Raw genomic sequence first — 26,330 nt, forward strand, 5'->3', positions numbered from 1 at the left:
GCTGACGCTCCACCATAACAATCCGCGACCGGGCGCTCGGCAGCGCCGCGACATCCCGGTCCGCCACCCACTTCGCGAGCGCGGCGGCCTCGCCGCGCCGAGGGAGAGACTCCATGCACGCCAAGCAGCAACTCCTGATCGGTGGCACCTGGCTTCCCGGCGAGGCCGAGGGCTTCGTCAAGATCGACCCGGTGTCTAACGAGACCCTGTGGCAGGCCGGCAGTGCCAGTGCCGACCAGGTCGGCGCCGCCGTCAAGGCCGCCCGTACCGCCTTTCCGACCTGGGCTCGCACGCCCTTCGCCGAGCGCCAGGCGCTGGTCGAGCGCTTCCGCGATGTGCTCGACAGTCGCCGCGAGGCGCTTGCCACCGCCATCGCCCAGGAGACCGGCAAGCCGCTCTGGGAGGCCAGAACTGAAGTCGGCGCCATGATCGGCAAGGTGGCGCTGTCGGTGGCTGCCTACCACGAGCGCACCGGCGAACGCAGCAAGGACGTCAACGGCACCACGGCGGTGCTGCGTCATCGCCCCCACGGCGTGCTGGCGGTGTTCGGCCCCTACAACTTCCCCGGCCACCTGCCCAACGGGCACATGGTGCCGGCGCTGCTGGCCGGCAACACGGTGGTCTTCAAGCCCAGCGAACAGACGCCGCTGACCGCCGATCTGACCCTGCAGTGCTGGCGCGAGGCCGGCCTGCCGGACGGCGTGATCAACCTGGTGCAGGGCGCCGCCCCGGTCGGTCAGGCGCTCTCCGCGGACCCGGACATCGACGGCCTGCTGTTCACCGGCAGCGCCAAGGTCGGCGGCATCCTGCAGCGCCAGTTTGCGGGCCAGCTCGACAAGATCCTGGCCCTGGAGCTCGGCGGCAACAACCCGCTGGTGGTCAAGGACGTGCCCGATGAGAGTGCCGCGGTGCTGGCCATCCTGCAGTCGGCCTTCCTCTCCGGCGGCCAGCGCTGCACCTGCGCACGCCGGCTGATCGTGCCGGAAGGCCCGGTGGGGGATCGCCTGATCGAATCGCTGGTCACGGCCATTTCAAAGCTGCGGGTGGCCGGTCAGTTCAGCGAGGATGCTCCCTTCTACGGTGGCCTGGTAAGCCGGGAGGCGGCCGACGGCCTGCTCAAGGCTCAGGACGATCTGGAAGCCATGGGGGGCAGTGTGCTTTCGCGCATGCACTGCCTGGAAGCGGACACCAGCCTGCTGTCGCCTGCGCTGATCGACGTCACCGGCATCGCGGTGCCCGATGAGGAGCACTTCGGCCCGCTGCTCAAGGTCCACCGCTACGCCGACTGGGACGAGGCGATCGCACTGGCCAACGACACCCGCTATGGCCTCTCCGCCGGCCTGATCGGCGGCGAACGCGCCGACTGGGACGACTTCCTGCTGCGCATCCGCGCCGGTATCGTCAACTGGAACCGCCAGACCACCGGCGCCTCCGGCGACGCGCCCTTCGGCGGCGTCGGCGACAGCGGCAACCATCGTCCCAGCGCCTATTACGCCGCCGACTACTGCGCCTACCCGGTCGCCTCCATGGAAGCCGAGAGCCTGGTGCTGCCCGAGACCCTGCCGGCGGGGGTGGTGTTATGAGTGACGTGCGCGAAGTGAACTTCGACGGCCTGGTGGGGCCGACCCACAACTACTCGGGGCTGGCCCACGGCAACGTGGCCTCGATGAGCCACAGCGGCCTGGTCTCGAACCCCCGGGAAGGCGCCCTGCAGGGCCTTGGCAAGATGAAGTCGCTGATGGACGCCGGCTACGCCCAGGGTGTGCTGCCGCCCCAGCAGCGCCCGGACCTCGGCGCCCTGCGTGCGCTGGGTTTCACCGGCAGCGATGGCGAGGTACTCGCCCGGGCCGCCAAGGAGGCCCCGCAGATCCTGCGCGCGGTCTGCTCGGCCTCCAGCATGTGGACCGCCAATGCCGGCACCGTGACACCGAGCGTCGACGCCCCTGACGGCCGGGTGCACTTCACCCCGGCCAACCTGCAGTCGAGCTTTCATCGCTACCTGGAGCCGCAGACCACCGGGCGGGTGCTGGCGGCGATCTTCGCCGACGAGGGCCACTTCGCCCATCATCCGGTGCTGCCGGCGACCCCGGCGTTCTCCGATGAGGGCGCGGCCAACCACACCCGGCTGTGCGGCGCCTATGGCGAGCCCGGCGTGCACCTGTTCGTCTATGGTCGCCAGGCCTTCGGCGGCGATGGCATCGAGCCCAAGCGCTACCCGGCCCGCCAGACCCTCGAGGCCAGCCAGGCCGTCGCCCGTCAGCACGGCCTGACGGACGCCCAGACGGTGTTCGCCCAGCAGCACCCGGCGGCCATCGACGCCGGCGTCTTCCACAATGACGTGATCGCCGTGGGCAACGGCCCGGTGCTGCTCTACCACGCCAAGGCCTTCCGCGACGAGCAGGGCACCCTGGACGAGCTGCGCGCCAAGATGGCCACGCCGCTGATCCCGGTGCGGGTGCCGGAAGAGGCGGTCAGCCTCGAGGACGCCGTGGGCTCCTATCTCTTCAACTCCCAGCTGCTCGCCAACCCGGATGGCTCCATGACCCTGGTGGTGCCCGGCGAGTGCCAGGAGAACGAGGCCGTATGGCGCACCATCCAGGACCTGCTGATCGCCGGTCCGAACCCGATCAACGAGGTGCTGGTCAAGGACGTCAAGCAGAGCATGCGCAATGGAGGCGGCCCCGCCTGCCTGCGTCTGCGGGTAGCGCTGTCCGACGCCGAGCGTGCCGCCGTGACCGGCCGGGTGCTGCTCGACGACGGCCTCTATGGTGATCTCACCGCCTGGGTCGAGCGTCACTACCGCGATCGCCTGGCGCCGGAGGATCTGGCCGACCCGCAGCTCGCCGTCGAGACCCTCACCGCCCTGGATGAGCTGACCAGGCTCTTGAAGATCGGCTCGGTGTATCCGTTCCAGCTGGGCTGAGCGGTCACCTTACGCGGCCCGTCGAGCGCCTCCATCCACTTGATGGAGGCGCTCGAGCGGTAACGTGACAAAGCTGCGCCCTCGTCGGCTTCTCTGGTCGGCGGGGGCGTTTTCTCTGGTGGCGCTTTTTACAGTGCCCCGATGCCGGCACCTTTACCGTGCCCCGACGCCGACACTTTCTACCGTGCCTCTTTCTACCAAGCTCTGGGCTGACACTTTCTCAAGTACCCCTTTCTGCCCTGTCCCGAGGCTGGCACAGTCATGTCTCCTTCAAGCTCTCGTTCTCCCAGGTCTCGCCCATGACCCAGTCGTCCCTCTCGCGCCTCTCACCCCTCTCACCCCTTGGCGCCTATGAGCACGCCCTCGAGCGCGGCTTCGTCGAGGACGGCGCCCAGCGTCGGGCCGCCGAGGCGTTGGACGCCTGTGTCGAGGCGCTGCACGAAGCGCCATCCCAGGGGCCGGGCGAAGGGGACAGGCAAGGGGATCGGGTGGCGGCCGGAGGCCTCTATCTCTGGGGGCCGGTGGGTCGCGGCAAGACCTGGCTGATGGATCGCTTCGTGGCATCGCTTGAGGTGCCGGCGCGCCGCCAGCATTTCCATCACTTCATGCGCTGGGTACACCGGCGCCAGTTCCAGCTGATGGGCACCGCCGACCCGGTGGGGCAGTTGGCGGCCGAGCTCGCCGACGAGGTGCGGGTGCTGTGCCTGGATGAGCTCTACGTCAACGATATCGCCGATGCCATGCTGCTGGGCGGCGTGCTGATGGCACTGTTCGAGCAGGGCGTGGTGCTGGTCACCACCTCCAACCAGGCACCGGATCAGCTCTATGCCGACGGCTTCAACCGCGAGCGCTTCCTGCCGGCCATCGCCACCCTCGAGCAGCATCTTGAGGTGCTCAACCTCGACGGCGGCAAGGACCACCGCCAGCATCCGGGCGAGGCGCGGGAGCGCTACTGGGTGGTCGCGCCCGGCGCGCCGAGTCCCTTGCCGGCGGTCTTCGAGGAACTGGTGGGGCAACAGGTGACGACAACCGCGCCCATCACCCTTGGCCATCGGGAGATCGATATCGAGCGCCGGGGTGAGGACGTGCTCTGGTGTCGATACGCCATGCTATGCGAGCAGCCGCTGTCGGCGCTGGACTTCATCGGCCTGTGTGATCGGTTTCGAGCCATCCTGCTGGATGAGGTGCCAAGCCTTGGCGGCGAGCCCGAGGCCGCGCTTATCGCTCGCGGCACCGAGGATGGCGTGGCGCGGGTCGCCGCCGGCGATCGGGCGCTGCCCGCGCTCTCGCCCCGGGACGACGGCGTTCGCCGCTTCATCGCCCTGGTCGATGAATGCTACGACCGGGGCATCCCCCTCTACCTCGCCGCCCGGGTGCCCCTCGAGGCGTTGTACTCCGAGGGGCACCTGGCCTTTCCCTTCCGGCGCAGCCTGAGCCGCCTTCAGGAAATGCAGCTCAGGCGCTTCGGCGCCGAGGCGTCCAGGCGATGAGGCCCAGCCCCTGGCGCGAGTGGTTTACCACCTGTCCGACGGTCCGTGGTCCGGACGTGACGCGAGGGGCCTGGCGGCAGGGCTTAGCCCAGTTCGGCCTCGAGCACGCAGGCCACCTGCAGCAGCGCCGCGTCCTCGCCCTGGGGACGGGCCAGCATCAGGCCGATCGGCAGCTCGGCACCGGCCGCGGTGTAGGGCAGCGAGATGGCACTGGCATCCAGGTAGTTGAAGACGCTGGTGTTGCGCAGGGCGCGCCGGTTGGCGGCCTGGAAGGCCTCGGCGTTCGTTTCGAGCGGGCGGCGCTCGGGCGGCAGCATGGCCACGGTGGGCAGCAGCACCGCATCGAAGCCGACCAGTTCGGCGGCGAAGCGTGTCTGAATGCCGGGGCGCGGCCAGAGCCTGTCCAGGTAGTCGCTTGCCAGCACCTCGCGACCGCCACGCAGCCGCTCAGCGATGAAGGGGTCATAGTCGGCTTCGTGGGCGGCCAGCTGCTCCCGGTGTAGGGCCGCCGCCTCAGGCACCACGAGCCCGCCCTGCAGGTTGATGGCGTGAGCATCCTCCACCGCAGCCAGCGGCAGCCGCTCGATGTGCCAGCCGCGTCGGCGCAGGCTGGCCACGGCCTCCTCGAAGGCGGCGGCGACCTCGTCGTCGAGCTCCTCGAGCAGCGCACCGTCGGGCATCGCCAGGCGCAGCGGGCGAGGCGTCGCATCCAGCGTGACGGTCTGCCCGCTCAGTACCTCCCACAGGGTGGCGCAGCAGGCCACACTCGGGGCGATGGGGCCCACGCAATCGAGGCTCGGCGACAGCGGGTAGGCGCCCTCGCCGGACACGCTTGACTGGCTAGGCTTGAACCCCACCAGGCCACAGAAGGCCGCCGGGATGCGCAGCGAGCCGCCGGTATCGCTGCCCAGCGCCGCCGCGGCCAGCCCGAAGGCCACCGAGGCGGCGCCGCCCGAGGTCGAGCCACCGGTGATGCAGGTGGCATCGAAGGGGTTGGGTGGGGTGCCGACATGGGGGTTGAGCCCGAGGCCCGAAAAGGCGAATTCGCTCATGGTGGTACGCCCGGCGAGCAGGGCGCCGGCCTGGCGCAGGCGGGTCACGGCGGGGGCATCCTTTGTCGCCGGCAGGCTCGCCTCGAGCACCCGCGACCCGGCCCGTGTCACCTCGCCGCGCACGTCGAAGAGATCCTTGATGCTGACCGGCACGCCGGACAGCGCGCGTGGCGCCTCGCCTGCCGCCTGCAGGGCCTGCTGAGCATCGGCCTGGTCGGTCAGGCGGGCCGGGTCGACGCTGACGAAGGTCTCGCGTGCGACGTCCGCTAGCGCCGCGGCGCGCCGGCTCAGCGCCTCGCTGGCCTCGCGCGGGGTGACGTCGCCACGCTGGAAGGCCGCGGCGAGATCCGTCAACCGACGCTTGGCGGGCGGGCGCGCCCAGAAGGCATCCGCCATCGCCTGTGACGATTCGGGGGGACGCTCGCTCATTGTGCCACCTCCAGGGCCTCGACCCGATAGTGGTGGCGGAGCGCGCGACCACGCACCGGGTCCTTCAGGTGCATGGTGAAACCCGCGCTGGGGCGGATGCCGCCAATCGCCGGCACGGTACCGCACAGCAGCACGCTATTGGGTGCCAGGCTGCCGTTTTGCGCGAGGGCCGCCGGCAGCTTCGCCAGCAGCGCCGGTACGTCGAGCAGCTCGGCCAGGGTGCCCTGCTGGTAGGTGACGGTCTGGCCGTCTTCCTCGATCTCGCTTCCAAGCTCGAGCGCATCCCAGTGATCGCGGACCTCGTCATAGCGCCAGGCCTCGCCACCGATCGGCTTGGCGCACAGCTGCTTGGACTCGGCGACGCCGACGGCCTCGAGCTTGCGGTCGGTGTGATCGGAGGCCAGGGTCACCCACAGGGTGCCGTCGGCGTCGCTGATCAGGCAGGCCTCGACCTCGCCGGAGCCGTGGGTGCCGAGCATCTGCACCCGTTCGCGCTGGGTCAGCAGCTCGACGCCACCGCGGTAGAACAGCGGGGTGGTGGAGGGAGGCTGTACGCCGAGCTCCGCCAGTTCCTCGATATGGTGCTGTACGCCGGCCTGATCGCGGCCGGCCCAGCCGGCGATCGCCAGGCGCTCGGGTGTCAGGGTGAAGGTGCCGCCGGCATGGGTGAAGGTCAGCATGGAAAAGACTCCGTTCTTGTTGTCATGAAGATTGTTGTGATGAAGCTTGTTGTGATGAAGATGGGCGCGGAAAGCTTGATCCCGCGCCCACCGATTCCGCATGGGTGAGCCAGAGCTGTCGCTAAGGCAGTGGGCTCAGGGTTATTGGTTCAGGGCTATATATAGGCTCAGGGTCATTGACTCAGGGTCTGGGGCAGCCACAGGGCGATCGACGGGAAGGTCACCAGCAGCGCGGCCATCACCAGCATGGCGGCGAGGTAGGGCAGGGTGCCGATGATTACGTCGGAGAAGGCTTCGCCGCGGCGCGAGGCCTGGACGATGTAGAGGTTGAGCCCCACCGGTGGCGTGATCAGGGCCAGCTCCACGAACAGGATCATCACGATGCCGAACCACACCTTGTCGAAGCCGGCGGCGACGATCAGCGGGGTGACGATGGGGATGGTGATGACCATCAGCGACAGGGTCTCGATGAAGAAACCCAGCACGATGAACAGCGCGATCACCGCCATCAGCAGCGCGAAGGGCGAGAGATCATAGGCGTTCAGCAGGCCGGTGAGCTGCTGCACCATCCCCGAGGAGGCCAGCGCGAAGTTGAGGAAGGACGCGGCCAGGATGATGAACAGGATCATCGAGCTGGTCTTGATGGTGCCGTCCAGGGCGGCCATCAGCATCTTGCGATCCAGGCTTTGGTTCAGCGCGGCAAGCCCCAGCGAGGCGATTACGCCGATGGCCGCGGCCTCGGTGGGGGTCGCCCAGCCCAGGTAGATCGAGCCGACGATCACCAGGAACAGCACCAGCAGCGGCAGCAGGAACTTGAGGCTGTTGAGGCGGGTGCCCCAGGAAGCCACGGTGCTGGGGCCGCCGAGCGACGGCTTCCACAGGCACAGCAGCAGCGAGGCGATCATGAACAGGAGCGCCAGCCCCAGACCCGGCACCAGGCCGGCCATGAACAGCTGCGGAATCGAGGTCTCGGTGAGGAAGCCGTAGACGATCAGGTTGATCGAGGGCGGAATCAGGATGCCCAGGGTGCCGCCGGCGGCGATGCTGCCGCAGAACAGCTTGGCGTCGTAGCCCAGCGTCTTGCCCTGGGGCAGGGCCACCGTGGAGACCGTGGCGGCGGTGGCCACCGAGGACCCGGAGGTCGCCGAGAACAGCGCCGAGGTGGTGATGTTGGCGTGCAGCAGGCCGCCCGGCAGCCAGGATAGCCAGTGATCCATGGCCCGGTAGGCCTTCTCGGCGATGCCGGCGCGCACGATGATCTCGCCCATCAGCACGAACAGCGGAATCGCGATCAGCAGGAAGGAGTCGGCGGCGGACCACAGGTTCTGCCCGAGCGCCTTGGTCAGCGGGAAGAACGAGAAGAACTGATCGATGCCGAAGGCCAGCAGGAACAGCGTCACGGCGACCGGAATGCCGGCCAGCAGCAGGCTCAGGATACCGACGGAAAGAAAGGCAAGCATCAGGTGGCCTCCTGGGCGGTCTCGCCCTTGTCCGGGCCGGCCAGGGCCTCGATGGTAGCGGCGTCGCGGGTGAACAGGGCGGCCAGCACGCGCACGCCGAGCACGCTGGTGGTGATCGCGAACCACACATAACCGGCGAGCCACAGCACCTGCGGAATCCACAGCGGGGTAGCCAGCGGCGTGTTGGCGGTGGAAGCGTTGGCGAGCGACTTGGCCAGCACCGGGTAGGCATTGATCGCGATGGTCCACGCAACCAGGTTAAGCGCCAGCAGGGCGATGATGTCGAGCATCTGGCGCGAGCGAGGCGATAGCTGGCCGTGGACCACGTCGATGCGGATATGGGCACGCTCCAGCAGGGTGTGCGAGAGCCCCCAGGCCGAGAGTACCGCCAGCACATAGCCGGAGTACTCGTGGACCCCGGAGAGGGCGTGGCCGAACAGCTGGCGCATCAGGATCTCGGCGCCGATGAACAGCACCACCGCGAGCAGGGCCAGGCCCATCAGTCGGGCGGCGAGACGGGACACGAGGCGCGTGGCGGACACCACGGCATCGAGCACGGGAATGAGCGTCGTCATGGGAGTACCTCGAGGCTTGGCCGCCCCGCTCGCGCGGGGCGGCGGACGGCGGTTTAGGGCGCCGTGGCGGTCAGGTCGACGATCTGGCCGACGCTTTCGTTCCAGGCCTTGCGCGTGTCGGCATCGACCCGCGACGCCCAGGCGGGCAGCACCGTCTCTTCCAGGGCCTGACGGGCGGCGGCCAGGTCATCCTCGGTGGCGCGCACCAGGGTCATGTCGGCCGGCTCGCCCAGCGGGCACTCGCCCTGGCCGGTCAGGCAGGCGATGCCGCGGGCCGTCTCGGTGCGGGCGTTGTCCCAGACCGGGGCCACGAACTCGCTGTCGACGCTCGACTGGATCTGGGTCTGGGTGGCCTCGTCGAGGTCATTCCACTTGTCGAGGTTGATGGCGGTGATCACGTAGTCCCAGCCCCCCATCGGCAGCGCCAGCAGATGGCTCGAGACCTCATGCCAGCCGGCACTGTAGCCCGACAGCGAGCCGGTCACCGCGCAGTCGATCACGCCACGCTCCAGGGAACCCGGCACCTCGTTGAAGGCGATGTTGAGGCTCTGGGCGCCCAGCGCCTCGATGAACTCCCCGGTCGAGCGGCCGCTGGCTCGGACCTTCTTGTCGGTGAGGCTCTCGACGCCTTCGATGGGCGTGTTGCAGAACAGCACCTGAGCCGGGTAGGGCACGATGGCCAGCACATGGCTGTTGAAGCGCTCGTTCATGGTCGTTTCGGCCAGCGGGCGGAAGGCCTGGGCGACCTGTTGGGCGGCGGCGATGTCGCTGGCCATCATCGGCAGGTCCAGGCCCTCGAGGGCGGGGGCATCCCCCACGGTGTAGTCGGCCACCGTCATGCCCACATCGAAGAGGCCATCGCCCAGATAGCGATAGACGTCGGCACCGGCGATGCCCATCTGGTCGTGGGTGGTGACCTGAGTGGTGATCTCGCCATCGCTTTGGGTGGGCAGCGTCTCGCTCCAGAAGGGCTTCTCGAACTGGCGGTGCAGTTCGAGGCTGCTCCAGCTGCCCACCACGTTGAGGGAGGTCTCGGCACTGGCCGTGGCGCTCAAGCCGATCAGCCCGAGGCCGACTAGGGTGGGAACCATGCGTGAAGGACGAAAGGAGTAAGTCATAGGGGCTTCCTTCTTGTTGCTGTTATTGGTGATTGCTGGTGTCAGCGCCTGAGGATGCCGGGTCAGGCGCGTCCCGGAAGGGGGGCACAGGGGGGCTGTATCACCCTAGCTGAACTTTAGCTGCCGGTTGGGCAGATCGGTGATCAGCATGTGTCCCGGGCTGTGGGTTATCACGAAGGGCAGCCCGGCCTGCTCGATGGCGAGCTGCGGGGTCACGCCGCAGGCCCAGAACACCGGCAGGTCGTCATCATGCAGCACCGGCGGTTCACCGAAGTGAGGCGCGGTCAGATCGTCGATGCCCAGCAGTTCGGGGTGGCCGATATGAATCGGGGCGCCGTGTACCTTGGGCATGTCGGTGGTGATCTGGATGGCACGGATCGCCTGCTCGGCGGTGAAGGGACGCATCGACACCACCAGTTCGCCGCTAAAGACGCCACTGGGATTCAGGGCGCGGTTGGTGCGATACATGGGCACGTTGCGGTCATGGGTGACGTGGCGCACATCGAGGCCGTCGGCGATCAGTGCCTCCTCGAAGGAGAAGGAACAGCCGATCGAGAAGCTGACGAAATCATCCTGCCAGTACTCGGCGATGTCGGTGCACTCGTCGTCCAGGGCGCCGTCGCGGTAGAGCCGGTAGCGGGGCAGATCATGTCGCAGGTCGATGTCCTCGCCCAGGGCGTGGGGCACCGGATCGCCGGGGCGGGTCACGTCGAGCAGTGGGCAGGGCCGAGGGTTCATCAGGCAGAAGCGCATGAAATCGTCGGCATATTGCGCCGGCAGGATCACCAGGTTGGTCTGGGCGAATCCGGCGGCCAGGCCGCTGGTGTGTCGGGTCCAGTCGCCGCGGCGAATCGCCTGGCGGACCTCGAAGGGGCTGGCCGTGGCCATCGTGGTGTAGGAAGGCATGGCGATATCTTGTGGTTGTGATTATGCCTTCACGATAGAAACCCGCCTTCGATAAATCCAATCGATTATTATGATCACATTTGATCGGAAAAACTTTTCATGCGGCGATATCACCCGCCTTCATGGGCCGCCTGGTCGCGCTGGGCGATCTCGATGGCGAGCTCCGTGACACCTTCCGCCAGAGTGCTGTCGAGGTGCTGGGGCCAGCAGGCGGTGAAGGTCAGCTCGGGCAGGGTGCAGGGCAGCTTGACCAGGGTGCCGCTGGCCAGCTCCTGGGTGACGATGCGCGGCGGGATGGCGCCGATGCCGAGCCCGTCTAGGGTCATGCGCACGATGGTCCACAGTGAACTCGAGCAGTGCAGCTTGACGCCGTCGAGCCCCTGCTGGTGCAGCAGCGAGCCCAGCTCGTGATAGGGGCGGGTGTGGCGGGCGAAGGTGATCAGCGGCGTGGTACCGAGCCGCTGCAGGGAGAACCGGGTTGGGTCGAAGCCCAGCGCGGGGCTCGCCACCAGCCCCATGGTGTAGTGGCAGAGGAAGCGGTTGAGCACGTTCTCGGTGTTCACCGGGCCCATCAGGAAGGCCAGGTCGATGTCGTGCTGGTTGAGCTTCTCGGCGAGCCCCGGCGAGCTGTCGACCTCGAGCTCCAGGGTCATCTCGGGGAAGCGCTGGGCCAGCTCGCTGAGGAAGCTGGGCAGCCAGCTGTGAGCCACGGTTTCCACTACGCCCAGGCGCAGGGTGCCCTGGAAGGGGGTCTCCAGGTCGAGCATCGTAAGGGCTCGTTGGCGCGCCTCCAGCAGCTGTTCGGCATGGCGATAGAACTGGCGGCCCTTGGCGGTGGGTTTGACCGGCCGCTGGGATCGCTCCAGCAGGCGCTCGCCGATCAGCGCCTCGAGCTTGCCGATGCGGTCGGACACCGAGGGCTGGGTGAGATGAAGATGGTGCGCCGCCAGCCGAAACGAGCCGAGGCGCACGATCCACACGAAGGCTTCGAGTTCCTTGAAGTCGAACATGGCGCTAGCCGGCGCTGCTGGCCCCGCCCAGCATGCCGCTGCGCAGGCCGGTCTGGCTGGCATTGGCCTTGAGATGCTGTCCCACGGTGTCTTCCGGGGAGCCGGCCAGCTCGCGGAACATGCCCATCGAGCCGAGCAGCGCCGAGGATTCGTAGGGCACGAAGACCCGCTCACCGTCCTTGGCCATGGTCGGCAGGGCCTTGATGTAGCTCTGGCCGAGCAGGTAGCCGACCACGGTGCGCTTGTTCTCTTCGCTCTCGCCGATGGCGTTGAGCACCAGCTTGATCGACTCCTGCTCGCCCTGGGCGCGCAGGATGGCGGATTCCTTGTCGCCTTGGGCATTGAGGATCGCCGACTCCCGCTGGCCCTGGGCCATGGCGATGGCCGCGGACTTTTCGCCCTCGGCCTCGGTGACGGTGGCGCGACGCTTGCGCTCGGCCGCCATCTGCAGGCGCATGGCGGACTCGACCTCCTCGGGCATGGCGATGTCCTGCACCTCGACCCGGGAGATCTTCACCCCCCACTTCGAGGCCGGTTCCTCCATGGAGGCCTGGATCTCGTTGTTGACCTCGGCACGGGACTCGAACAGCTTGTCGAGCTCCATCTTGCCGACCACCGAGCGCAGGGTGGTCTTGGCCAGCACCTCGACCGCCTGGCTCATGTTCTCGACTTCATAGACCGCCCGCTTGGGGTCGATGATCTGGTAGTAGAGGGCGCCGTTGATGGTCACGGTGACGTTGTCGGTGGTCACCACCGGCTGGCCGGGGAAGTCCATCACCGTCTCGCGACGATCGATGCGGACCTCGTCGGTGGTCAGCGGCAGGTACTCCTCGCCCATCTTCTTGTAGCGGATCATGGTGATGGCGCGGGGCTGCTCGATGAAGGGGATGATGATGTTGATGCCGCTCTCCAGCACCCGGCTGAACGAGCCCAGCCGCTCGATCACCATGACCTCGGACTGGCGCACGATCACCAGTCCCTTGGCGATGATCAGGATACCCATGACGACGACGATAAGGCTGAGAATCAGCCCCGGGCTCAACGGAAGATCCATGTTCACTGCTCCTGTGATGACACGGCGGCGGATGCCAGCGTGACGATGGCGGTGGTGCCATCGAATTCCTTGAAGATGACTTCTGTGCCCGGAGGCAGGTGCGTGGTGGCGCTGTCGGCGACGCGCAGACGGTAGAAGTCGCCGTTGATCTTGAGGCCGCTGGCGCCGTCGAAGTCGCGATTGAGGGTCAGATAGTGACGGCCGTTTTCCACCCCGCTACCAGTGGTGCCATAGGCCACCCCCCGAGGCGAGAAGCGCGGCCGGATCACCTTGATGGTGAGCGGTACCAGCACCCCGGCGAGCACGCCCATGGCGAGCAGCTGCCCTGTGAAGGGGAGCCCGAGGGCGGCGATGCCGGCGGTCAGGGCGGCGGCGATGGCCAGCGCCAGCAGCAGCAGGGCGCCGGAGGTCAGCTCGGCGAGGCCGAGCACCAGGGCGGCGGCGAGCCAGAGCGTAGCGGGGGTCCATTCCATGGCGAATCCTCGTGGGGCAGGCCGGTTTGGCGTCTCACGCCCGTCTCTGCAGTCGTATCTTGAGTGCGTGCGTCGTATCAGGGTGTTTATATCAGTTCGTCAGCGCGGCGCGTCGGTGATCGCGCGTGGTTCGCCATGCTCGTCGAGGACCACCCCCGGTGAGTAGGGCGTGGGTGTCTCGTCGCCAGGGGCGCCGAGCACGGTCTCGCGATGGCCGTCCGGATAGGTATTGATGGTACAGCCGGCGAGCAGCAGCGCGAGGATCAGACCGGCAAGCAGCGGCAAGGAGTGCGGCATGGGGCGTGGCCTTCTACGGATGGCACATGATCGAAGCGTAATGCACTGATCATACCCCGCGCACCACGGCGGTGACATCCTCATGCTGATCCGACGCATGGCTGTCATATCATCGAACGATATCCGTCCCTACCATGGAGCGACCGGCCGTTTCCGGCAGTGACGCCGGTCATTGCCCTTTTTTCGAGGAGATACATCGCATGTCGCAGCCCCTGACGCGCCACAACCGCCCCCAGCAGGTGCTGGATGCCATCGATGCCGCCAACGCAGGCCTCAGCAAGGCGGACCGTCAGGCCAAGTTTTCAAAGCTGGCCGCGTCGCCGTACCGCTTCTTTCGCGGCACCAATCATCTCTACTGGGACGATGTCTGGCACGACTGGCGCTTCGCGCTGTTCGGCGGCCTGCCCGAGACCCAGACCTGGCTGCAGGGCGATGCCCATGCCTACAACTTCGGCGCCTACGGGCATCATGACGATGCGGTGCGCTATGGCATGGATGACTTCGACGATGCATTGATCGGCGACTATCAGTACGACCTGTGGCGGCTGGCCATCAGCCTGGTGCTCGACGCCCGGGAGAACGTCGGCCTGTCGCGCAAGGGCATCCGCAAGGCGCTGAAGAAGCTGCTCGAGAGCTATCACGACGAGCTGGCCGGGCACGTGCGCGGCGAGGTGCCCATGGCGGTGACCCAGGAGACCGCCAAGGGGCCGCTGGCCCCCTTCCTCGACAAGGTCACCTCCAAGCAGAGCCGCGCCCGTATGCTCGACAAGTGGACCCGGCTCGAGGCCGGCGGGCGCTGCTTCGCCGAGCGTCCCGGTAAGCTGGCCCCGCTGCCGGCCCCGCTCGATCAGGCCCTTCGCCAGGCGATCGAGGCCGAATACCGTCAGACCCTGGCCGGCGCCCGCGCCGCCGCCCCGGAGGATCACTTCCGGGTCAAGGACACCGCTGCCCGGCTGGATGCCGGCACCGGCTCGTTGGGGGTCGAGCGCTATTACGTGCTGATCGAGGGTGGGCGCGGGCTCGAGCACGACGACGTGATTCTCGATGTGAAGGAGCAGACCCCGCCGGAAGGCTTTCGCAAGATGAATGCCGCCGAGAGGCGCGCCTGGGAGGCGACCTTTCCCCACGAAGGGGTACGGCATGCTGCGGCCTTCCGCGCCATCGCCGAGCATCCGGATATCTATCTGGGCTGGCTGCATCTGGGTGAGCGGGTGTTCTCGGTGCGCGAGCGCTCGCCGTTCAAGGAAGACTTTCCGACCCACAAGCTCGATGGCGCCAAGCCCTACCGCCAGTTGGTCAAGCAGTGGGGGCGGATCCTCGCTCGCGAGCACCTGCGGGGTGCCCGTGCGCTCAATCAGGACGACCCGGCGCGCTTCGCGCGCAGTGTCTGCGAGCGCCTCGACGGCCGGCTGGAGCCGTTTATCGAGGTGGTGAGCACCCTGGCGGTGACGTACGCCGACTGCGTGGCTCAGGATTACCGGACCTTCGTCGAGGCCCGCATGGCCGACGTGTCTAACAAGACTCAGCCGGTGCTATGATCGGCTGAATCTTACTTCATGCATACACCACCCAGGGAAGGCATCATGGCCAACATCCACGACGACAATTCGCTCTCGATCGGCAACACCCCGCTGGTCCGTCTCAACCGGGTCAGCGAGGGCGCGACCATCTGGGCCAAGATCGAGGGTCGCAATCCGGCCTATTCGGTCAAGTGCCGGATCGGGGCGGCGATGATCTGGGACGCCGAGGAGCGCGGCCTGCTCACGCCGGGCATGACCATCATCGAGCCGACCAGCGGCAATACCGGCATCGCCCTGGCCTTCGTCGCCGCCTCCCGCGGCTACCGGGTGATGCTGACCATGCCTGCCTCGATGAGCCTCGAGCGGCGCCAGGTGCTCAAGGCGCTGGGCGCCGAGCTGGTGCTGACCGAGCCCGCCAAGGGCATGCCGGGCGCCATCGCCCGTGCCGAGGAAATCGCCGCGGCCGAGCCGGATCGCTACTTCATGCCCCAGCAGTTCGACAATCCTGCCAACCCGCGCATCCACGAGACCACCACCGGCCCCGAGATCTGGAACGATACCGATGGCGCGGTGGATGTCTTCGTCGCCGGGGTGGGCACCGGCGGCACCCTGACCGGCGTCTCGCGCTATATCAAGAAGACTCAGGGCAAGGCGATACATAGTGTGGCCGTCGAGCCCACCGCCTCGCCGATCATCACCCAGGCCCTGGCCGGCGAGACCCTGGCCCCCGCGCCGCACAAGATCCAGGGCATCGGCGCCGGCTTCGTGCCCAAGAACCTCGACCTTGACGTGATCGATCAGGTCGAGCAGGTCAGCAACGAGGACGCCATGGCCATGGCCCACCGGCTGATGCTGGAGGAAGGCATCCTCTGCGGCATCTCCTGCGGGGCGGCCGTGGTGGCCGCCGTGCGTGTCGGCCAGCAACCCGAGCATCGCGGCAAGAATATCGTCGTGGTGCTGCCCGACAGCGCCGAGCGCTACCTGAGTTCCGCACTTTTTGCCGGTCGTTTCGGCGAGCAGGAAACGGTGCAGTAAGGCCAGCCGATAGAGGCGTGCGTCGCCGGTTCACGGGGCCAGCTCCTGTTGCCGGCCCACGTTGCCGGCGACGACGCATCACAAGGACGAATGCATGACCCTTGATCCGAGACTGATGGCCGCGCTGGCGGCTCTGGTGGCCTTCGCGCTGGGAGCCCTAGTGACCGTCACCTTGGCTCGCCGGCGCGGCCATGTGGTACTGAAAGAGGCACTGAAACAAGCCGAGGCCGAGGCGCAGGCGCAGGCCGAGTCACTGCGCGAGACCTTGGCTCGTCAGGCCGAGACCCTCGAGGCCCGGAACGCGACGCTCGCCGAGCGTGAGGCGACGCTTGCCGAGAAGGGGGAGGCACTCTCTCAGGCCGAGCTTGCCAGGGCGCGGCTCGAGACCGAGCTTTCCGGCGTGCGGGAGGCCCTCACGGCCCGCGCGCAGGAGAGCGCGCGGCTTAACGACGAGCTTTCCGAGTCCCGTGAGCGGGCGCAGGCGCTGGGTCAGGAGACCGCCACCCTTACCGAATCGCTGGCCCGGTTGCGGGAGCACCAGGCGGCGCTTTCGGACGGCTTCCACGAGCGGTTGGCGGAGCGCGAGGCGCGCCTCGAGCAGGCGGAGTCGCAGCGGGCCAGGCTCGAGCAGGCCCTCGAGGAAAGCCAGGAGAAGGTCGCGGACCTGCGCGAGAGCCTGCGCACGGCGAGCACCCAGCGCGACGAGAAGCAGGCGGCGCTGGTCAACTACCAGGCCTGGTGGGAGCGCGAGAAGGCGGCTCGGGAGGCGCTTTCCGAGGAGCTCTCCCGGCTCAAGACCACCCACGGTGAGCTGACCACCACGCTCTCCCAGAAGCAGCAGCACTTCGACGAGCAGCTCGCCCTGGTCAAGGAGAGCCGCGATCAGCTCAAGCAGGAGTTCGAGAACCTCGCCAACGAGATCCTCGAGCGCAAGGGCAAGGCTTTCTCCGAGCTGTCCCAGCAGCGCCTGACCGGCCTCTTGCAGCCGATCCAGCACGAGATGAAGGGCTTTCGCGAGAAGGTCGAGTCGATCCACCAGCAGGAGAGCGAGCAACGGGTGCAGCTGCGCACCGAGCTCCAGCACCTGCAGAGCCTCAATCAGGCGATCACCGACCAGGCCGACAAGCTAACCACCGCCCTGCAGGGCCAGAAGAAGATCCAGGGCAACTGGGGCGAGCTGATGCTCGAAAACGTGCTGGATGGCGCCGGCCTGCGCCGGGGCAAGGACTATGACCGCGAGGTCAGCTTCACCACCGAGGATGGCCGCCGGCGCCCGGATGCCATCGTCTACCTGCCTCAGCACAAGCATCTGGTGATCGACGCCAAGACGTCGCTGGCTGCGTACACCCGGTTCGTGAACGGCGAGAGCGACGGCGAGCGCCATCAGGCCCTCGCCGAGCACTGCAGGGCCGTCGGCGATCGCATCACCGAGCTCGCCGATCGCCACTACTACGACCTGCCGGGGCTCAACTCGCCGGAGGTGGTAGTGATGTTCATCCCCGTCGAATCTGCCTACGTCGAGGCGCTCAAGCACGACGAGAGCCTCTACCAGCGGGCCATCGAGAACAATGTGCTGGTGGCCACCCCGACTACCCTGCTGACCAGCCTCAACATCGTGCGTCAGCTGTGGCGCTTCGAGGACCAGAGCCGTCATTCGGCGGAGCTTGCCAGCCGCGCCGAGAAGTTCTACGACAAGCTGCGCGTCTTTCTCACCAGCATGGAAGACGTCGGCAAGAAGCTCGATGGCGCCCGCCTGAGCTATGACAAGGCCATGAACCAGCTGAGCGCCGGCAAGGGCAACCTGATCAAGCAGACCCATGAGTTCCGCGAGCTCGGTGTGGCGGTGAAGAAGGAGCTGCCTCGGGAGCTCACCGCGCGGGCGCGGCTGGAGCTTGAGCCTGGCAGCGAGGTAGAGGGCAGCGAGGCGGCCGACTCGACGGGCAAGAAAGCGCCGGTTGAGAAAGAGTCAGTTGAGAAAGAACCAGGTGAGAAAGAGCAGGACGCCAACGCAGCCACAGAGCGCGACGGCGAGCTGCCGTCACGGCCGACGCTGAGCTGGGAGGCGGCGGAGCGTCCCTGACACGGAACTGACACCAGACTGCCACATGACTGCCATCTGAGCATCACGCCGCTGTCATGGGGCAGGCGGCATGCTATCAGCCCGACACGACCTGCCCCTGGCTGATAGAGGACGACCCCCATGGTGTTCAACCGCCGCGCCCATTTCGAAGATGCCGAAGACACCCCCAGCAACCCGGCGATCAGCGAGCCGCTCGGTGACATCATCGCCAGGCGCTATTCGCGCCGCGGCTTCCTCAAGGGCATGAGCGTTGGCGGCCTGGGAGTCGCCGCGATCGGCGCTATGAACCCGCTGACCGCCGCCATCGCCAGCGAGGCCGGCCGGGCCGACCGCTTCGCTTTTGAGGAGATCGCCCACGGCGTCGACACCACCCACCACGTCGCCGAAGGCTACAACGCCGACGTGCTGATCCGCTGGGGGGACCCGCTGTTCGCCGATGCCAAGGCGCTCGATCCGCAGAAGCAGACCGCCGATGCTCAGGAGCGCCAGTTTGGCTACAACAACGACTACATCGGCTTCCTGCCCCTCGACGGCAACCCAGATCACGGCCTCTTGGTGGTCAATCACGAGTACACCAACGAGGAACTGATGTTCCCGGACCTGCCCGGCCCGCTGGACAAGCATGACTTCACCGGCCTGACCCGGGAGCTTACCGAGATCGAGAAGGCCGCCCACGGGCTCTCGGTGGTCGAGATCAAGCGCCAGAATGGTAAGTGGCAGTACCTTCAGGACAGCCAGTACAACCGCCGCATCACCCCGCGCTCCACGGCCATGGCGATCAGTGGTCCCGCCGCCGGCGATGCGCTGATGCGCACCAACGCCGACCCGTCCGGCAAGCGAGTCATCGGCACCCTCAACAACTGCGCCGGAGGAACCACGCCCTGGGGCACGGTGCTGACCTGCGAGGAGAACATCCACTACTACTTCATGGGCGACGCCGCCGGCCATCCCAACGCCGATCTGCTCGAGCGCTACGGCATCCCGGCCATGGGCTATGCCTGGGGCCGCTATGACGACCGCTTCGACATCGCCAAGGAACCCAATGAATCCAACCGCTTCGGCTGGGTGGTCGAGATCGACCCCATGGACCCGACCTCGACCCCGGTCAAGCGCACGGCGTTGGGGCGCTTCAAGCACGAGGGCGCGGCCAGCGTGATCTCGAGCGACGGCCGCCTGGTGGTCTACATGGGCGACGACCAGCGCTTCGACTATCTCTACAAGTTCGTCAGCCGCGACGGCGTCGACACCGCCAACCCGGCCGCCAACCGTGACCTGCTGGATCACGGCACCCTCTATGTGGCGCGCTTCGACGCCGAGGGCCAGGTCGAGTGGCTGCCGCTGGTCCACGGCGAGGGCCCGCTGACCGCCGAGAACGGCTTCGCCAGCCAGGCCGAGGTGCTGATCAAGACACGGCTCGCCGGCGATGTCCTGGGCGCCACGCCGATGGATCGCCCGGAAGATGTCGAGGCCAACCCCGAGACCGGCCGCGTCTACGTGATGCTGACCAACAACACCAAGCGCGAGCCGGGCCAGGAAGACGCCGCCAACCCGCGCGCCGACAACACCTTCGGCCATATCATCGAGATCGCTACCGAAGGCGGCGACCACACCGCGAACCGCGACGCCTGGGAGATCCTGGTCAAGTGCGGCGACCCGGCCAAGGCCGAAGTGGGCGCCATGTGGAACCCGGCCACCAGCGAGAATGGCTGGTTCGCCGCCCCGGACAACTGCGCCGTCGACCATCGCGGCCGGCTGTGGGTGACCACCGATCAGGGCAGCAACTGGGCCACGTCCGGCACCGCCGATGGTGTCTGGGCCATGGAGACCCAGGGCGAGCGCCGCGGCACCGGCAAGATGTTCTTCCGCGTGCCGCTGGGCGCCGAGATGTGTGGGCCCTGCTTCAGCCCGGACGACAGCGCCCTGTTCGTCGCCGTGCAGCACCCCGCCTCCGACGGCACCGAGGCCTTCCCGGGCCGCGAAGGCCGCCGATCCTCCTTCGAGGACCCGGCGACCCGCTGGCCGGACTTCAAGGACGGCATGCCGCCGCGTCCCTCGGTGGTGGTGATCACCCGTCAGGGCGGCGGCACCATCGGCTGACGAGCTTGGCTTCGCGCCAGGTTCGCGCAGTCGACGCCTGAATCATGCCTACCCGAAAGGCCTCGCGCTCCTGCGCGGGGCCTTGGCGTTGTGGATTTTTCATGAATGGTGGCTACAAGAGTTCACGCAGCATCCCTAGGCGGGCGCTAGGTAGTCCGCGACCAAGGTGGTAGGGTCGGTGCCTTCGCGTCGACGCCCTCAGTAGGTCGATGCCTCCTTCGTTTCGACGTCATCATCGCCGCGAGCCTGCTATGACCGATGCCGCTTCCTCCTCGCCGGAATTTCGCCCGCTTTTGCACTTCACCCCGCCAAAGGGTTGGATGAACGATCCCAATGGCCTGGTGCATCACGCGGGGCAGTACCATCTCTTCTACCAGTACCATCCCGATGACACCGCCTGGGGGCCGATGCACTGGGGGCATGCCAGCAGCCGCGACCTGGTGCACTGGACCCATCGGCCGGTGGCGCTCACGCCCGACGAGCGCGGCATGTGCTTCTCGGGCAGTGCGGTGGTCGACTGGCGGCATGCCTTCGTGCCGGAATGCGAGATCACTACGGCGCCGCGCAAGACCGAATGCGGCACCCTGCGCGCGGACATGGTTACGCCGCTGGTGGCCTTCTTCACCCGCCATCTGCCGGGCGGTTCGCCCGAGCGGGATCATCAGTCCCAGGCGATGGCGGCCAGCCGTGATGGCGGCCGCAGCTGGCAGGTTCGCGAGGCGGCGATCCTCGACAACCCGGGCCTTCAGGACTTCCGCGATCCCAAGGTGTTCTGGCATGCCCAAAGCGAGCACTGGGTGATGATCCTCAGCGAGGGGCAGGAACTCGGGATCTATCGCACCCGCGGCGGCGCCGGCTGGAAGAAAGTCTCGGTGTTCGGCGCCGAATTTGGCGCCCACGACGCACTGGCCTGGGAGTGTCCCGATCTCTTCCCGCTGCCCATCATGAAAGGCGAGGGGACGGGTCTTGAGAGCGGCGAGGAGCGCTGGGTGCTGATGGTCGGCGTGCAGCGCTGCGGCCCCGCCGGCGGCTCCGGCACCCAGGTGTTCATCGGCGACTTCGACGGGATCCGCTTCACGCCCCATCAGGCCCCGGAGACGGTCACCTGGTTCGACAAGGGGGCCGATTGCTACGCCGCCCAGAGCTTCTCGGATCATCCCGGCGAGCGTCTGGTAATCGGCTGGATGAGCAACTGGCTATACGCGCATCAGACGCCGACCGGTGACTGGCGCGGGGCGATGACGATCCCCCGGACGCTGAGCCTGCATCGTGAAGAAGGAAGCGAACGTTACGTGCTGCACCAGGCGATCCCGGATCGGGTCCGTGATAGCGCCGCGGCCCTGGATGCGCTCATCGTGCCGCGTCGGCCGCCCCCGGGCAGCATGCTGGAGCTCGGCGAGGCCGAGGCCGCGCTGGCCGAGTTCCAGCTCACTCTCGCGACGGGCGCCGCGGTGGCGCTGCGCCCCTTCGGCGATGACAGCCTGATCGTTCGACTGGAAGGCGTCGGGGCGGGGCTGGACATCACGGTCGAGCGCACCGCGCCGGTCGAGGTGGACGTCGCGGCCGCGGCAGACCTGATCGAGCACTTTCCCCACCGTACCCGCCATTTCCTGCCCGGGGGGCGGCGTATCGCCTGTCAGCTTCTGCGCGATCGCTGCTCGGCGGAGCTCTTCATCGATGAGGGGCGACTGGTGATCACCGAGCTGGCCTTTCCCAGCGTACCTCTGGCCATGACCCTGAGCGTCGAGCAAGGCGAGGTAGGCCTCGGCGCCGTCAGCGGGCGTCATTGGTAGGGGGCAGTCGCACTGATTATTAGTTAGGGGCGGGCCTCAGGTGCTCTCGCCGACCAGCAACTCGAAGCCCACATCGTGCTGCAAGGGCTCCCGGGCCGCGCCCTCGAGCCGGGCGATGATGCGACGGGCGGCCTCGCGGCCGATGGTTTCTCGGGGCGAGCGGATGGTGGTCAGGCGCGGGGTGGTGCGCTGGCCGATCGGCAGGCCGTTGAAGCCGGCGATGGCGATCTCCTCGGGCACCCGGATGCCCTGACGCTGGGCGTGCAGGATGGCGCCAGTGGCGAGATCATCGTTGGCGAAGTGGATCGCCGTGGCCTCGGGGTGGTGCTCGAGGACTTCCTCCAGCGCCTGGGCGCCGGTCTCGAACTGCCCCAGATGCGCCAGGTCCAGGAGCGGCGCATCGAGGCCCTGTTCCTCCAGCACTTCCCGGTGTCCCGCGAAACGCAGGCCGGCGCGGTAGTCCCGCTCGAGTTGGGCGGCCACGTAGACGATCCGGCGATGGCCACGCGCCAGCAGGTGCCTCGCCATGGTGCGTCCCGCCTCGGCATGGTCGAGGCCAATGTTCAGGTCCCGGGCCTCGCCGAGCTCCATGATCTCGGCGATCGGGCGCTCCCAATTATCCAATACCCGCTGGCAGGCCTCGCTGTGGCGCAGGCCGGTGAGCACCAGCGCCGAGGATGACCAGCCGAGGAAGGTGCGCACCAGCTCGCACTCGCGATCCATGTCGTAGTCGGTGTTGCCGAGCAGGATCTGGTAGCCATGGCGCTCGAATTCCTCCTGCAGGCCGGCGATCACCTCGACGAAGACGATGTTGGCAAGCGAGGGCACGATCACCGCGATGAAGCGGGAACTGGCCGAGGCCAGGCTGCCGGCCAGCATGTTACGCACATAGCCCACCTTGTCGATGGCGGCCTCGACCGTGGCGCGGGTGTCGGGGCGCACCGCCTCCGGCGAGTTGAGCACCCGCGAGACGGTGATCGATGACACCCCGGCCTCACGGGCCACGTCGGCAAGCGTTGGCTGCATGGCTTTCTTGCGACTGCGTCGCGGCTTGTCACTGGCCATGAGTGCTTCCTCTGATGATTGTTGCGGACGGGTGATGGGCCCGTTCACCTGCCTGCCGCGAATTGTCGCGATCGACCCGCCGAGTGTCGTTATCTGGCCGCGTTAGACATTGGTCTCGCTTTGTCATCCCCGCCTTGCCCCGGTTCGCATCCTACTCTAAATATGGATGGTAGCGCTAACACCGGGGTGTCACCAGTGGCCGTCAGTGGTCTGTTTTTCTCCTCGGGCGAGCGTTCTCTTTTTATCCATCAACGCCAGGCAGGAGTCTCTCGTGTCCTCACAAAACGCCTCATCCATCGGTGTCATCGGCCTTGGTGCCATGGGCCTCGGCTCCGCCACCGCCATGCTCGAGGCCGGTCTGCCGGTCATCGGTTGCGACATCTCGGCCAAGGCCCGTGAGACCTTCGAGGCCCGGGGCGGGCGCAGCGTGGCGACCCCCGCCGAACTCGCCGCCGAGTGCAGCGTGGTGGTGCTGGTGGTGGTCAACGCCGACCAGGTCGAGAGCGTGCTGTTCGATGCGCCGGCCCCGGGCGAGGTCGCCCTGGCCGAGCGCCTGGCGCCAGGTAGCCTGGTCATGCAGTGCGCCACGGTGGCGCCGAGTTATGCCACGGCGCTGGGCGAGCGCCTGGCCGCCCTGAATCTCGAGATGCTCGACGCACCGATCAGCGGCGGCGCCGCCAAGGCACGCAGCGGCGACCTGTCGGTGATGGCTTCCGGCGCCGAGACGGCCTATGCCAAGGGCCAGGCCGCGCTGGATGCCATGGCGGCCAAGGTCTATCGCCTCGGCGACACCGCGGGGCCGGGCTCCAGCGTTAAGCTGGTCAATCAGCACCTGGCCGGGGTGCATATCGCCGCGGCCGCCGAGGCGATGGCGCTGGGCATCCGCATGGGCATCGACCCGGACACCCTCTACGACGTCATCACCCACTCGGCGGGCAATTCCTGGATGTTCGAGAATCGGGTGCCGCACATCCTCAAGGGCGACTACACCCCGCTCTCCGCGGTGGACATCTTCGTCAAGGATCTGAACATCGTGCACCAGACCGGGCGCGAGCTGCGCTTCTCTATGCCGGTGGCGGGCAGTGCCCTGCAGCAGTTCACCGCGGCCAGCGGCGCCGGCTTCGGCCGCGAGGACGATTCGGCGGTGATCAAGGTCTACCAGCACCTGTCCGGCATCGATCTGCCGGCGGCCAATGACGCCGATGCCGGGGAGGGGAACTCATGAGCTCGACGCCCGCAGCCAACCTCGTCCTCGGCGCGATCGCCGATGACTTCACCGGCGCCACCGATCTTGCCAACAACCTGGTGCGCGCCGGCATGCGCACCCTGCAGGTGATCGGTGTGCCCGACACCGGCCTGGCCCTGGACGACGTGGACGCGGTGGTGGTGGCGCTGAAGTCCCGCTCCTGCCCCGTGGCGGAGGCCGTCGGCGATTCCCTGGCGGCAGTGGAGTGGCTCCAGGGCCAGGGCGCCCGCCAGATCTTCTTCAAGTACTGCTCGACCTTCGATTCCACCGATGCCGGCAACATCGGCCCGGTGGCCGATGCTCTCCTGGAGCGTCTTCAGCCGACCCCACAAGAAGAGCAGCTGAGCAGCCAGCAGACGGTGATGGTGCCGGCCTTCCCGATCAACGGTCGCACCGTCTATCAGGGCCACCTGTTCGTCGGCGACCGGCTGCTCAACGACAGCGGCATGCAGCACCACCCCCTGAACCCGATGCAGGACGCCGACCTGGTACGCGTGCTCTCGCACCAGACCCCGCACCGGGTGGGGCTGCTGGCCCGGTCGACCCTCGCCGAGGGCGCCGATGCCGCGCGGGCTCGGCTGTCCGCTCTCGGCGAGGCCGGCGTGCGTCACGTGATCTGCGACACCCTGGATGAGGGGGATCTCTCCGTGATCGCCGCCGCCGTGGTCGAGCTGCCGCTGGTCACTGGCGGTTCCGGCCTCGGCCAGGCGTTGCCCGCCGAGTACCGCAAGCAGGGCTGGCTCGCCCCTGTCGAGAATGCCGGGCGCCTGGCGCCGGCCAGCGGTGCGGCGCTGGTGCTCTCCGGCAGCTGCTCCCGGGCGACTCTCGGTCAGGTCGAGCACTTCCTGGCCCGTCACGAGGGCTTCGCCCTGGACCCGCTGGCGCTGGCCGAGAGCGATGCCCCCATCGAGGAGGCGCTGGCCTTCGCCCGAGCGCGGCTGACGGGCGCCGATGCCGGCCCGGTGCTGATCTACGCCTCGGCGGCGCCGGACGCGGTCGAAGCCGCCCAGGCGACCCTGGGAGCCGCGCGGGCCGGCGAACTGGTCGAGCGGGCGCTGGCCACCATCTCAAGAACGCTGGTCGCCGAGGGCGTGGGTCGGTTGCTGGTGGCCGGCGGCGAGACCTCCGGTGCCGTGGTCTCGGCGCTGGGCGTCGAGGAGCTGCGCATCGGCGAACAGATCGATCCCGGCGTGCCCTGGACCCAGACCCGGGTCGCGGGACGTGAGGCTCCGCTGTCGCTGGCCCTCAAGTCCGGCAACTTCGGTGGCGTCGACTTCTTCACCCGGGCCTTCGCGGTGTTGACCGAGCAGACCGGACAGCCCGCACACCCAGGCGAGGAGGGCGCATGAGCGTTCGCGACGACAACCGGCTGCGCGAGCAGATCGCCATCCATGGCCAGTCGCTGTTCGCGCGCGGCCTGACCATGGGCTCCAGCGGCAATATCAGCGTGCGCCTCGATGACGGCGGCTGGCTGATGACCCCCACCAACGCCTGCCTGGGACGCCTCGACCCGGCGCGCATCTCGCGGCTCGACCGCGAGGGCCGCCACCTGGACGGCGACAGGCCGACCAAGGAAAGCGTGCTGCACCTGGCGATGTACGGTGAACGTCCCCAGTCCGAAGCCATTGTGCACCTGCACTCGACCCACTCGGTGGCGGTGTCCTGCCTGCCAGAGGTCGATCCCTGTGATTGCATCCCGCCGTTGACCGCCTACTACGTGATGCGGGTCGGCAAGCTTCCATTGGTGCCCTATCACATCCCCGGCGACCCGGCGCTGGGTGATGCGGTGAAGGGCCTCGCCGGCAAGCACAGTGCCGTGCTGCTGGCCAATCACGGCCCGGTGGTGGCCGGCAAGTCGCTGGAAGCCGCGGTCTATGCCACCGAGGAGCTCGAGGAGACCGCCAAGCTTTATCTGCTGCTGCGCGGCCAGAACCCGCGGGGCCTGACCGATGAGCAGGTGGCCGAGCTCGAGGCGCGTTTTCCTCGCGACTGAGACCGCCCAATGACCGCCCCTGATGCGCCGACGC

General features: G+C 67.8%; 22 protein-coding genes. 11 read left to right on the forward strand and 11 right to left on the reverse strand.

The window, feature by feature from the left end; translation table 11 throughout:
* The first annotated feature begins 113 nt into the window (after positions 1-113).
* The 3 genes from astD to zapE all read left to right on the forward strand — a co-directional run bounded on the left by astD (position 114) and on the right by zapE (position 4,413).
* Positions 114-1,583 (forward strand): succinylglutamate-semialdehyde dehydrogenase, encoded by a 1,470-nt coding sequence (astD, locus tag IEJ03_RS02760; protein WP_192036202.1) that lies wholly within the window; start codon positions 114-116, stop codon positions 1,581-1,583.
* Positions 1,580-2,923: an N-succinylarginine dihydrolase gene (astB, locus tag IEJ03_RS02765; RefSeq protein ID WP_192036203.1), complete on the forward strand. Its 1,344-nt coding sequence runs from the start codon at positions 1,580-1,582 to the stop codon at positions 2,921-2,923. The genes astD and astB overlap by 4 nt, the downstream gene beginning before the upstream one ends.
* A gap of 299 nt (positions 2,924-3,222) precedes the next feature.
* Positions 3,223-4,413 (forward strand): cell division protein ZapE, encoded by a 1,191-nt coding sequence (gene zapE / locus IEJ03_RS02770; protein ID WP_192036204.1) that lies wholly within the window; start codon positions 3,223-3,225, stop codon positions 4,411-4,413.
* A gap of 83 nt (positions 4,414-4,496) precedes the next feature.
* On the opposite strand, the gene IEJ03_RS02775 is transcribed toward zapE, so the two are convergent.
* The 10 genes from IEJ03_RS02775 to IEJ03_RS02820 all read right to left on the reverse strand — a co-directional run bounded on the left by IEJ03_RS02775 (position 4,497) and on the right by IEJ03_RS02820 (position 13,467).
* A complete protein-coding gene (locus IEJ03_RS02775) occupies positions 4,497-5,894 on the reverse strand; it encodes an amidase (RefSeq protein WP_202884387.1) in 1,398 nt (465 codons plus the stop codon).
* On the reverse strand, positions 5,891-6,574 hold the full coding sequence (locus IEJ03_RS02780; RefSeq protein ID WP_192036205.1) for a DUF2848 domain-containing protein: 684 nt from the start codon (positions 6,572-6,574) through the stop codon (positions 5,891-5,893). Before IEJ03_RS02780 ends, IEJ03_RS02775 begins: the two co-directional genes overlap by 4 nt.
* 173 nt (positions 6,575-6,747) lie before the next feature.
* A complete protein-coding gene (locus IEJ03_RS02785; RefSeq protein ID WP_192036206.1) occupies positions 6,748-8,034 on the reverse strand; it encodes a TRAP transporter large permease in 1,287 nt (428 codons plus the stop codon).
* Positions 8,034-8,609: a TRAP transporter small permease gene (locus IEJ03_RS02790; protein WP_192036207.1), complete on the reverse strand. Its 576-nt coding sequence runs from the start codon at positions 8,607-8,609 to the stop codon at positions 8,034-8,036. Before IEJ03_RS02790 ends, IEJ03_RS02785 begins: the two co-directional genes overlap by 1 nt.
* A gap of 53 nt (positions 8,610-8,662) precedes the next feature.
* Entirely contained in the window at positions 8,663-9,727 is a 1,065-nt protein-coding gene (locus IEJ03_RS02795) for a TRAP transporter substrate-binding protein (RefSeq protein WP_202884388.1), read from the reverse strand.
* Positions 9,728-9,832: 105 nt separating this feature from the next.
* A complete protein-coding gene (locus IEJ03_RS02800) occupies positions 9,833-10,633 on the reverse strand; it encodes a putative hydro-lyase (RefSeq protein ID WP_242458028.1) in 801 nt (266 codons plus the stop codon).
* Positions 10,634-10,743: 110 nt separating this feature from the next.
* Positions 10,744-11,643 (reverse strand): LysR family transcriptional regulator, encoded by a 900-nt coding sequence (locus IEJ03_RS02805; RefSeq protein ID WP_192036208.1) that lies wholly within the window; start codon positions 11,641-11,643, stop codon positions 10,744-10,746.
* Between the two features lie 4 nt (positions 11,644-11,647).
* Positions 11,648-12,697 (reverse strand): SPFH domain-containing protein, encoded by a 1,050-nt coding sequence (locus tag IEJ03_RS02810; protein ID WP_192036209.1) that lies wholly within the window; start codon positions 12,695-12,697, stop codon positions 11,648-11,650.
* 2 nt (positions 12,698-12,699) lie between these two features.
* Positions 12,700-13,170, reverse strand: coding sequence for an NfeD family protein (locus IEJ03_RS02815; RefSeq protein WP_192036210.1), 471 nt, complete (start codon positions 13,168-13,170; stop codon positions 12,700-12,702).
* 99 nt (positions 13,171-13,269) lie between these two features.
* Positions 13,270-13,467 (reverse strand): hypothetical protein, encoded by a 198-nt coding sequence (locus IEJ03_RS02820; protein ID WP_192036211.1) that lies wholly within the window; start codon positions 13,465-13,467, stop codon positions 13,270-13,272.
* A 200-nt stretch (positions 13,468-13,667) separates the two neighbouring features.
* On the opposite strand from IEJ03_RS02820, the gene IEJ03_RS02825 reads away from it, so the two are divergent.
* From IEJ03_RS02825 to IEJ03_RS02845, 5 genes are all read left to right on the forward strand, one after another.
* Complete coding sequence (locus tag IEJ03_RS02825; protein WP_192036212.1) at positions 13,668-15,005, forward strand: DUF2252 family protein; 1,338 nt, start codon at positions 13,668-13,670, stop codon at positions 15,003-15,005.
* 45 nt (positions 15,006-15,050) lie between these two features.
* Positions 15,051-16,022: a cysteine synthase A gene (gene cysK, locus IEJ03_RS02830; protein WP_192036213.1), complete on the forward strand. Its 972-nt coding sequence runs from the start codon at positions 15,051-15,053 to the stop codon at positions 16,020-16,022.
* Between the two features lie 94 nt (positions 16,023-16,116).
* The gene (gene rmuC / locus IEJ03_RS02835) at positions 16,117-18,102 is read left to right on the forward strand and encodes a DNA recombination protein RmuC (protein WP_242458029.1); all 1,986 of its coding nucleotides are present in this window, start codon (positions 16,117-16,119) and stop codon (positions 18,100-18,102) included.
* Positions 18,103-18,222: 120 nt separating this feature from the next.
* Positions 18,223-20,199, forward strand: coding sequence for a PhoX family phosphatase (locus tag IEJ03_RS02840; protein WP_192036214.1), 1,977 nt, complete (start codon positions 18,223-18,225; stop codon positions 20,197-20,199).
* 251 nt (positions 20,200-20,450) lie between these two features.
* Positions 20,451-21,992 carry a glycoside hydrolase family 32 protein gene (locus IEJ03_RS02845; protein WP_192036215.1) on the forward strand — a complete coding sequence of 514 codons (1,542 nt, stop codon included), beginning with the start codon at positions 20,451-20,453 and terminating at the stop codon, positions 21,990-21,992.
* 36 nt (positions 21,993-22,028) lie between these two features.
* On the opposite strand, the gene IEJ03_RS02850 is transcribed toward IEJ03_RS02845, so the two are convergent.
* Positions 22,029-23,057 (reverse strand): LacI family DNA-binding transcriptional regulator, encoded by a 1,029-nt coding sequence (locus tag IEJ03_RS02850; protein WP_192036216.1) that lies wholly within the window; start codon positions 23,055-23,057, stop codon positions 22,029-22,031.
* Positions 23,058-23,328: 271 nt separating this feature from the next.
* Between IEJ03_RS02850 and ltnD the strand changes: the two genes are divergently transcribed.
* From ltnD to otnC, 3 genes are read left to right on the forward strand one after another with little or no spacing between them, the layout of a single operon-like run.
* Positions 23,329-24,282: an L-threonate dehydrogenase gene (gene ltnD / locus IEJ03_RS02855; protein ID WP_277950338.1), complete on the forward strand. Its 954-nt coding sequence runs from the start codon at positions 23,329-23,331 to the stop codon at positions 24,280-24,282.
* Positions 24,279-25,652 (forward strand): 3-oxo-tetronate kinase, encoded by a 1,374-nt coding sequence (gene otnK, locus IEJ03_RS02860; RefSeq protein WP_192036218.1) that lies wholly within the window; start codon positions 24,279-24,281, stop codon positions 25,650-25,652. The genes ltnD and otnK overlap by 4 nt, the downstream gene beginning before the upstream one ends.
* Entirely contained in the window at positions 25,649-26,296 is a 648-nt protein-coding gene (otnC, locus tag IEJ03_RS02865) for a 3-oxo-tetronate 4-phosphate decarboxylase (RefSeq protein ID WP_192036219.1), read from the forward strand. Before otnK ends, otnC begins: the two co-directional genes overlap by 4 nt.
* The last annotated feature ends 34 nt before the right edge of the window (positions 26,297-26,330 follow it).

The organism is Halomonas sp. YLGW01, from assembly GCF_014840935.1.
Lineage (GTDB): Bacteria > Pseudomonadota > Gammaproteobacteria > Pseudomonadales > Halomonadaceae > Onishia.

Excerpts from the sequence above, each read along its gene's own strand:
- IEJ03_RS02790 (WP_192036207.1), bottom strand. The coding sequence starts at position 8,609 with ATGACGACGCTCATTCCCGTGCTCGATGCCGTGGTGTCCGCCACGCGC.
- otnC (WP_192036219.1), top strand. The coding sequence starts at position 25,649 with ATGAGCGTTCGCGACGACAACCGGCTGCGCGAGCAGATCGCCATCCAT.
- cysK (WP_192036213.1), top strand. The coding sequence starts at position 15,051 with ATGGCCAACATCCACGACGACAATTCGCTCTCGATCGGCAACACCCCG.
- IEJ03_RS02810 (WP_192036209.1), bottom strand. The coding sequence starts at position 12,697 with ATGGATCTTCCGTTGAGCCCGGGGCTGATTCTCAGCCTTATCGTCGTC.
- otnK (WP_192036218.1), top strand. The coding sequence starts at position 24,279 with ATGAGCTCGACGCCCGCAGCCAACCTCGTCCTCGGCGCGATCGCCGAT.
- IEJ03_RS02815 (WP_192036210.1), bottom strand. The coding sequence starts at position 13,170 with ATGGAATGGACCCCCGCTACGCTCTGGCTCGCCGCCGCCCTGGTGCTC.
- IEJ03_RS02780 (WP_192036205.1), bottom strand. The coding sequence starts at position 6,574 with ATGCTGACCTTCACCCATGCCGGCGGCACCTTCACCCTGACACCCGAG.
- IEJ03_RS02825 (WP_192036212.1), top strand. The coding sequence starts at position 13,668 with ATGTCGCAGCCCCTGACGCGCCACAACCGCCCCCAGCAGGTGCTGGAT.
- IEJ03_RS02800 (WP_242458028.1), bottom strand. The coding sequence starts at position 10,633 with ATGCCTTCCTACACCACGATGGCCACGGCCAGCCCCTTCGAGGTCCGC.
- IEJ03_RS02775 (WP_202884387.1), bottom strand. The coding sequence starts at position 5,894 with ATGAGCGAGCGTCCCCCCGAATCGTCACAGGCGATGGCGGATGCCTTC.
- astD (WP_192036202.1), top strand. The coding sequence starts at position 114 with ATGCACGCCAAGCAGCAACTCCTGATCGGTGGCACCTGGCTTCCCGGC.
- IEJ03_RS02785 (WP_192036206.1), bottom strand. The coding sequence starts at position 8,034 with ATGCTTGCCTTTCTTTCCGTCGGTATCCTGAGCCTGCTGCTGGCCGGC.
- IEJ03_RS02840 (WP_192036214.1), top strand. The coding sequence starts at position 18,223 with ATGGTGTTCAACCGCCGCGCCCATTTCGAAGATGCCGAAGACACCCCC.
- IEJ03_RS02820 (WP_192036211.1), bottom strand. The coding sequence starts at position 13,467 with ATGCCGCACTCCTTGCCGCTGCTTGCCGGTCTGATCCTCGCGCTGCTG.
- rmuC (WP_242458029.1), top strand. The coding sequence starts at position 16,117 with ATGACCCTTGATCCGAGACTGATGGCCGCGCTGGCGGCTCTGGTGGCC.
- IEJ03_RS02805 (WP_192036208.1), bottom strand. The coding sequence starts at position 11,643 with ATGTTCGACTTCAAGGAACTCGAAGCCTTCGTGTGGATCGTGCGCCTC.
- IEJ03_RS02795 (WP_202884388.1), bottom strand. The coding sequence starts at position 9,727 with ATGACTTACTCCTTTCGTCCTTCACGCATGGTTCCCACCCTAGTCGGC.
- IEJ03_RS02850 (WP_192036216.1), bottom strand. The coding sequence starts at position 23,057 with ATGGCCAGTGACAAGCCGCGACGCAGTCGCAAGAAAGCCATGCAGCCA.
- astB (WP_192036203.1), top strand. The coding sequence starts at position 1,580 with ATGAGTGACGTGCGCGAAGTGAACTTCGACGGCCTGGTGGGGCCGACC.
- zapE (WP_192036204.1), top strand. The coding sequence starts at position 3,223 with ATGACCCAGTCGTCCCTCTCGCGCCTCTCACCCCTCTCACCCCTTGGC.
- IEJ03_RS02845 (WP_192036215.1), top strand. The coding sequence starts at position 20,451 with ATGACCGATGCCGCTTCCTCCTCGCCGGAATTTCGCCCGCTTTTGCAC.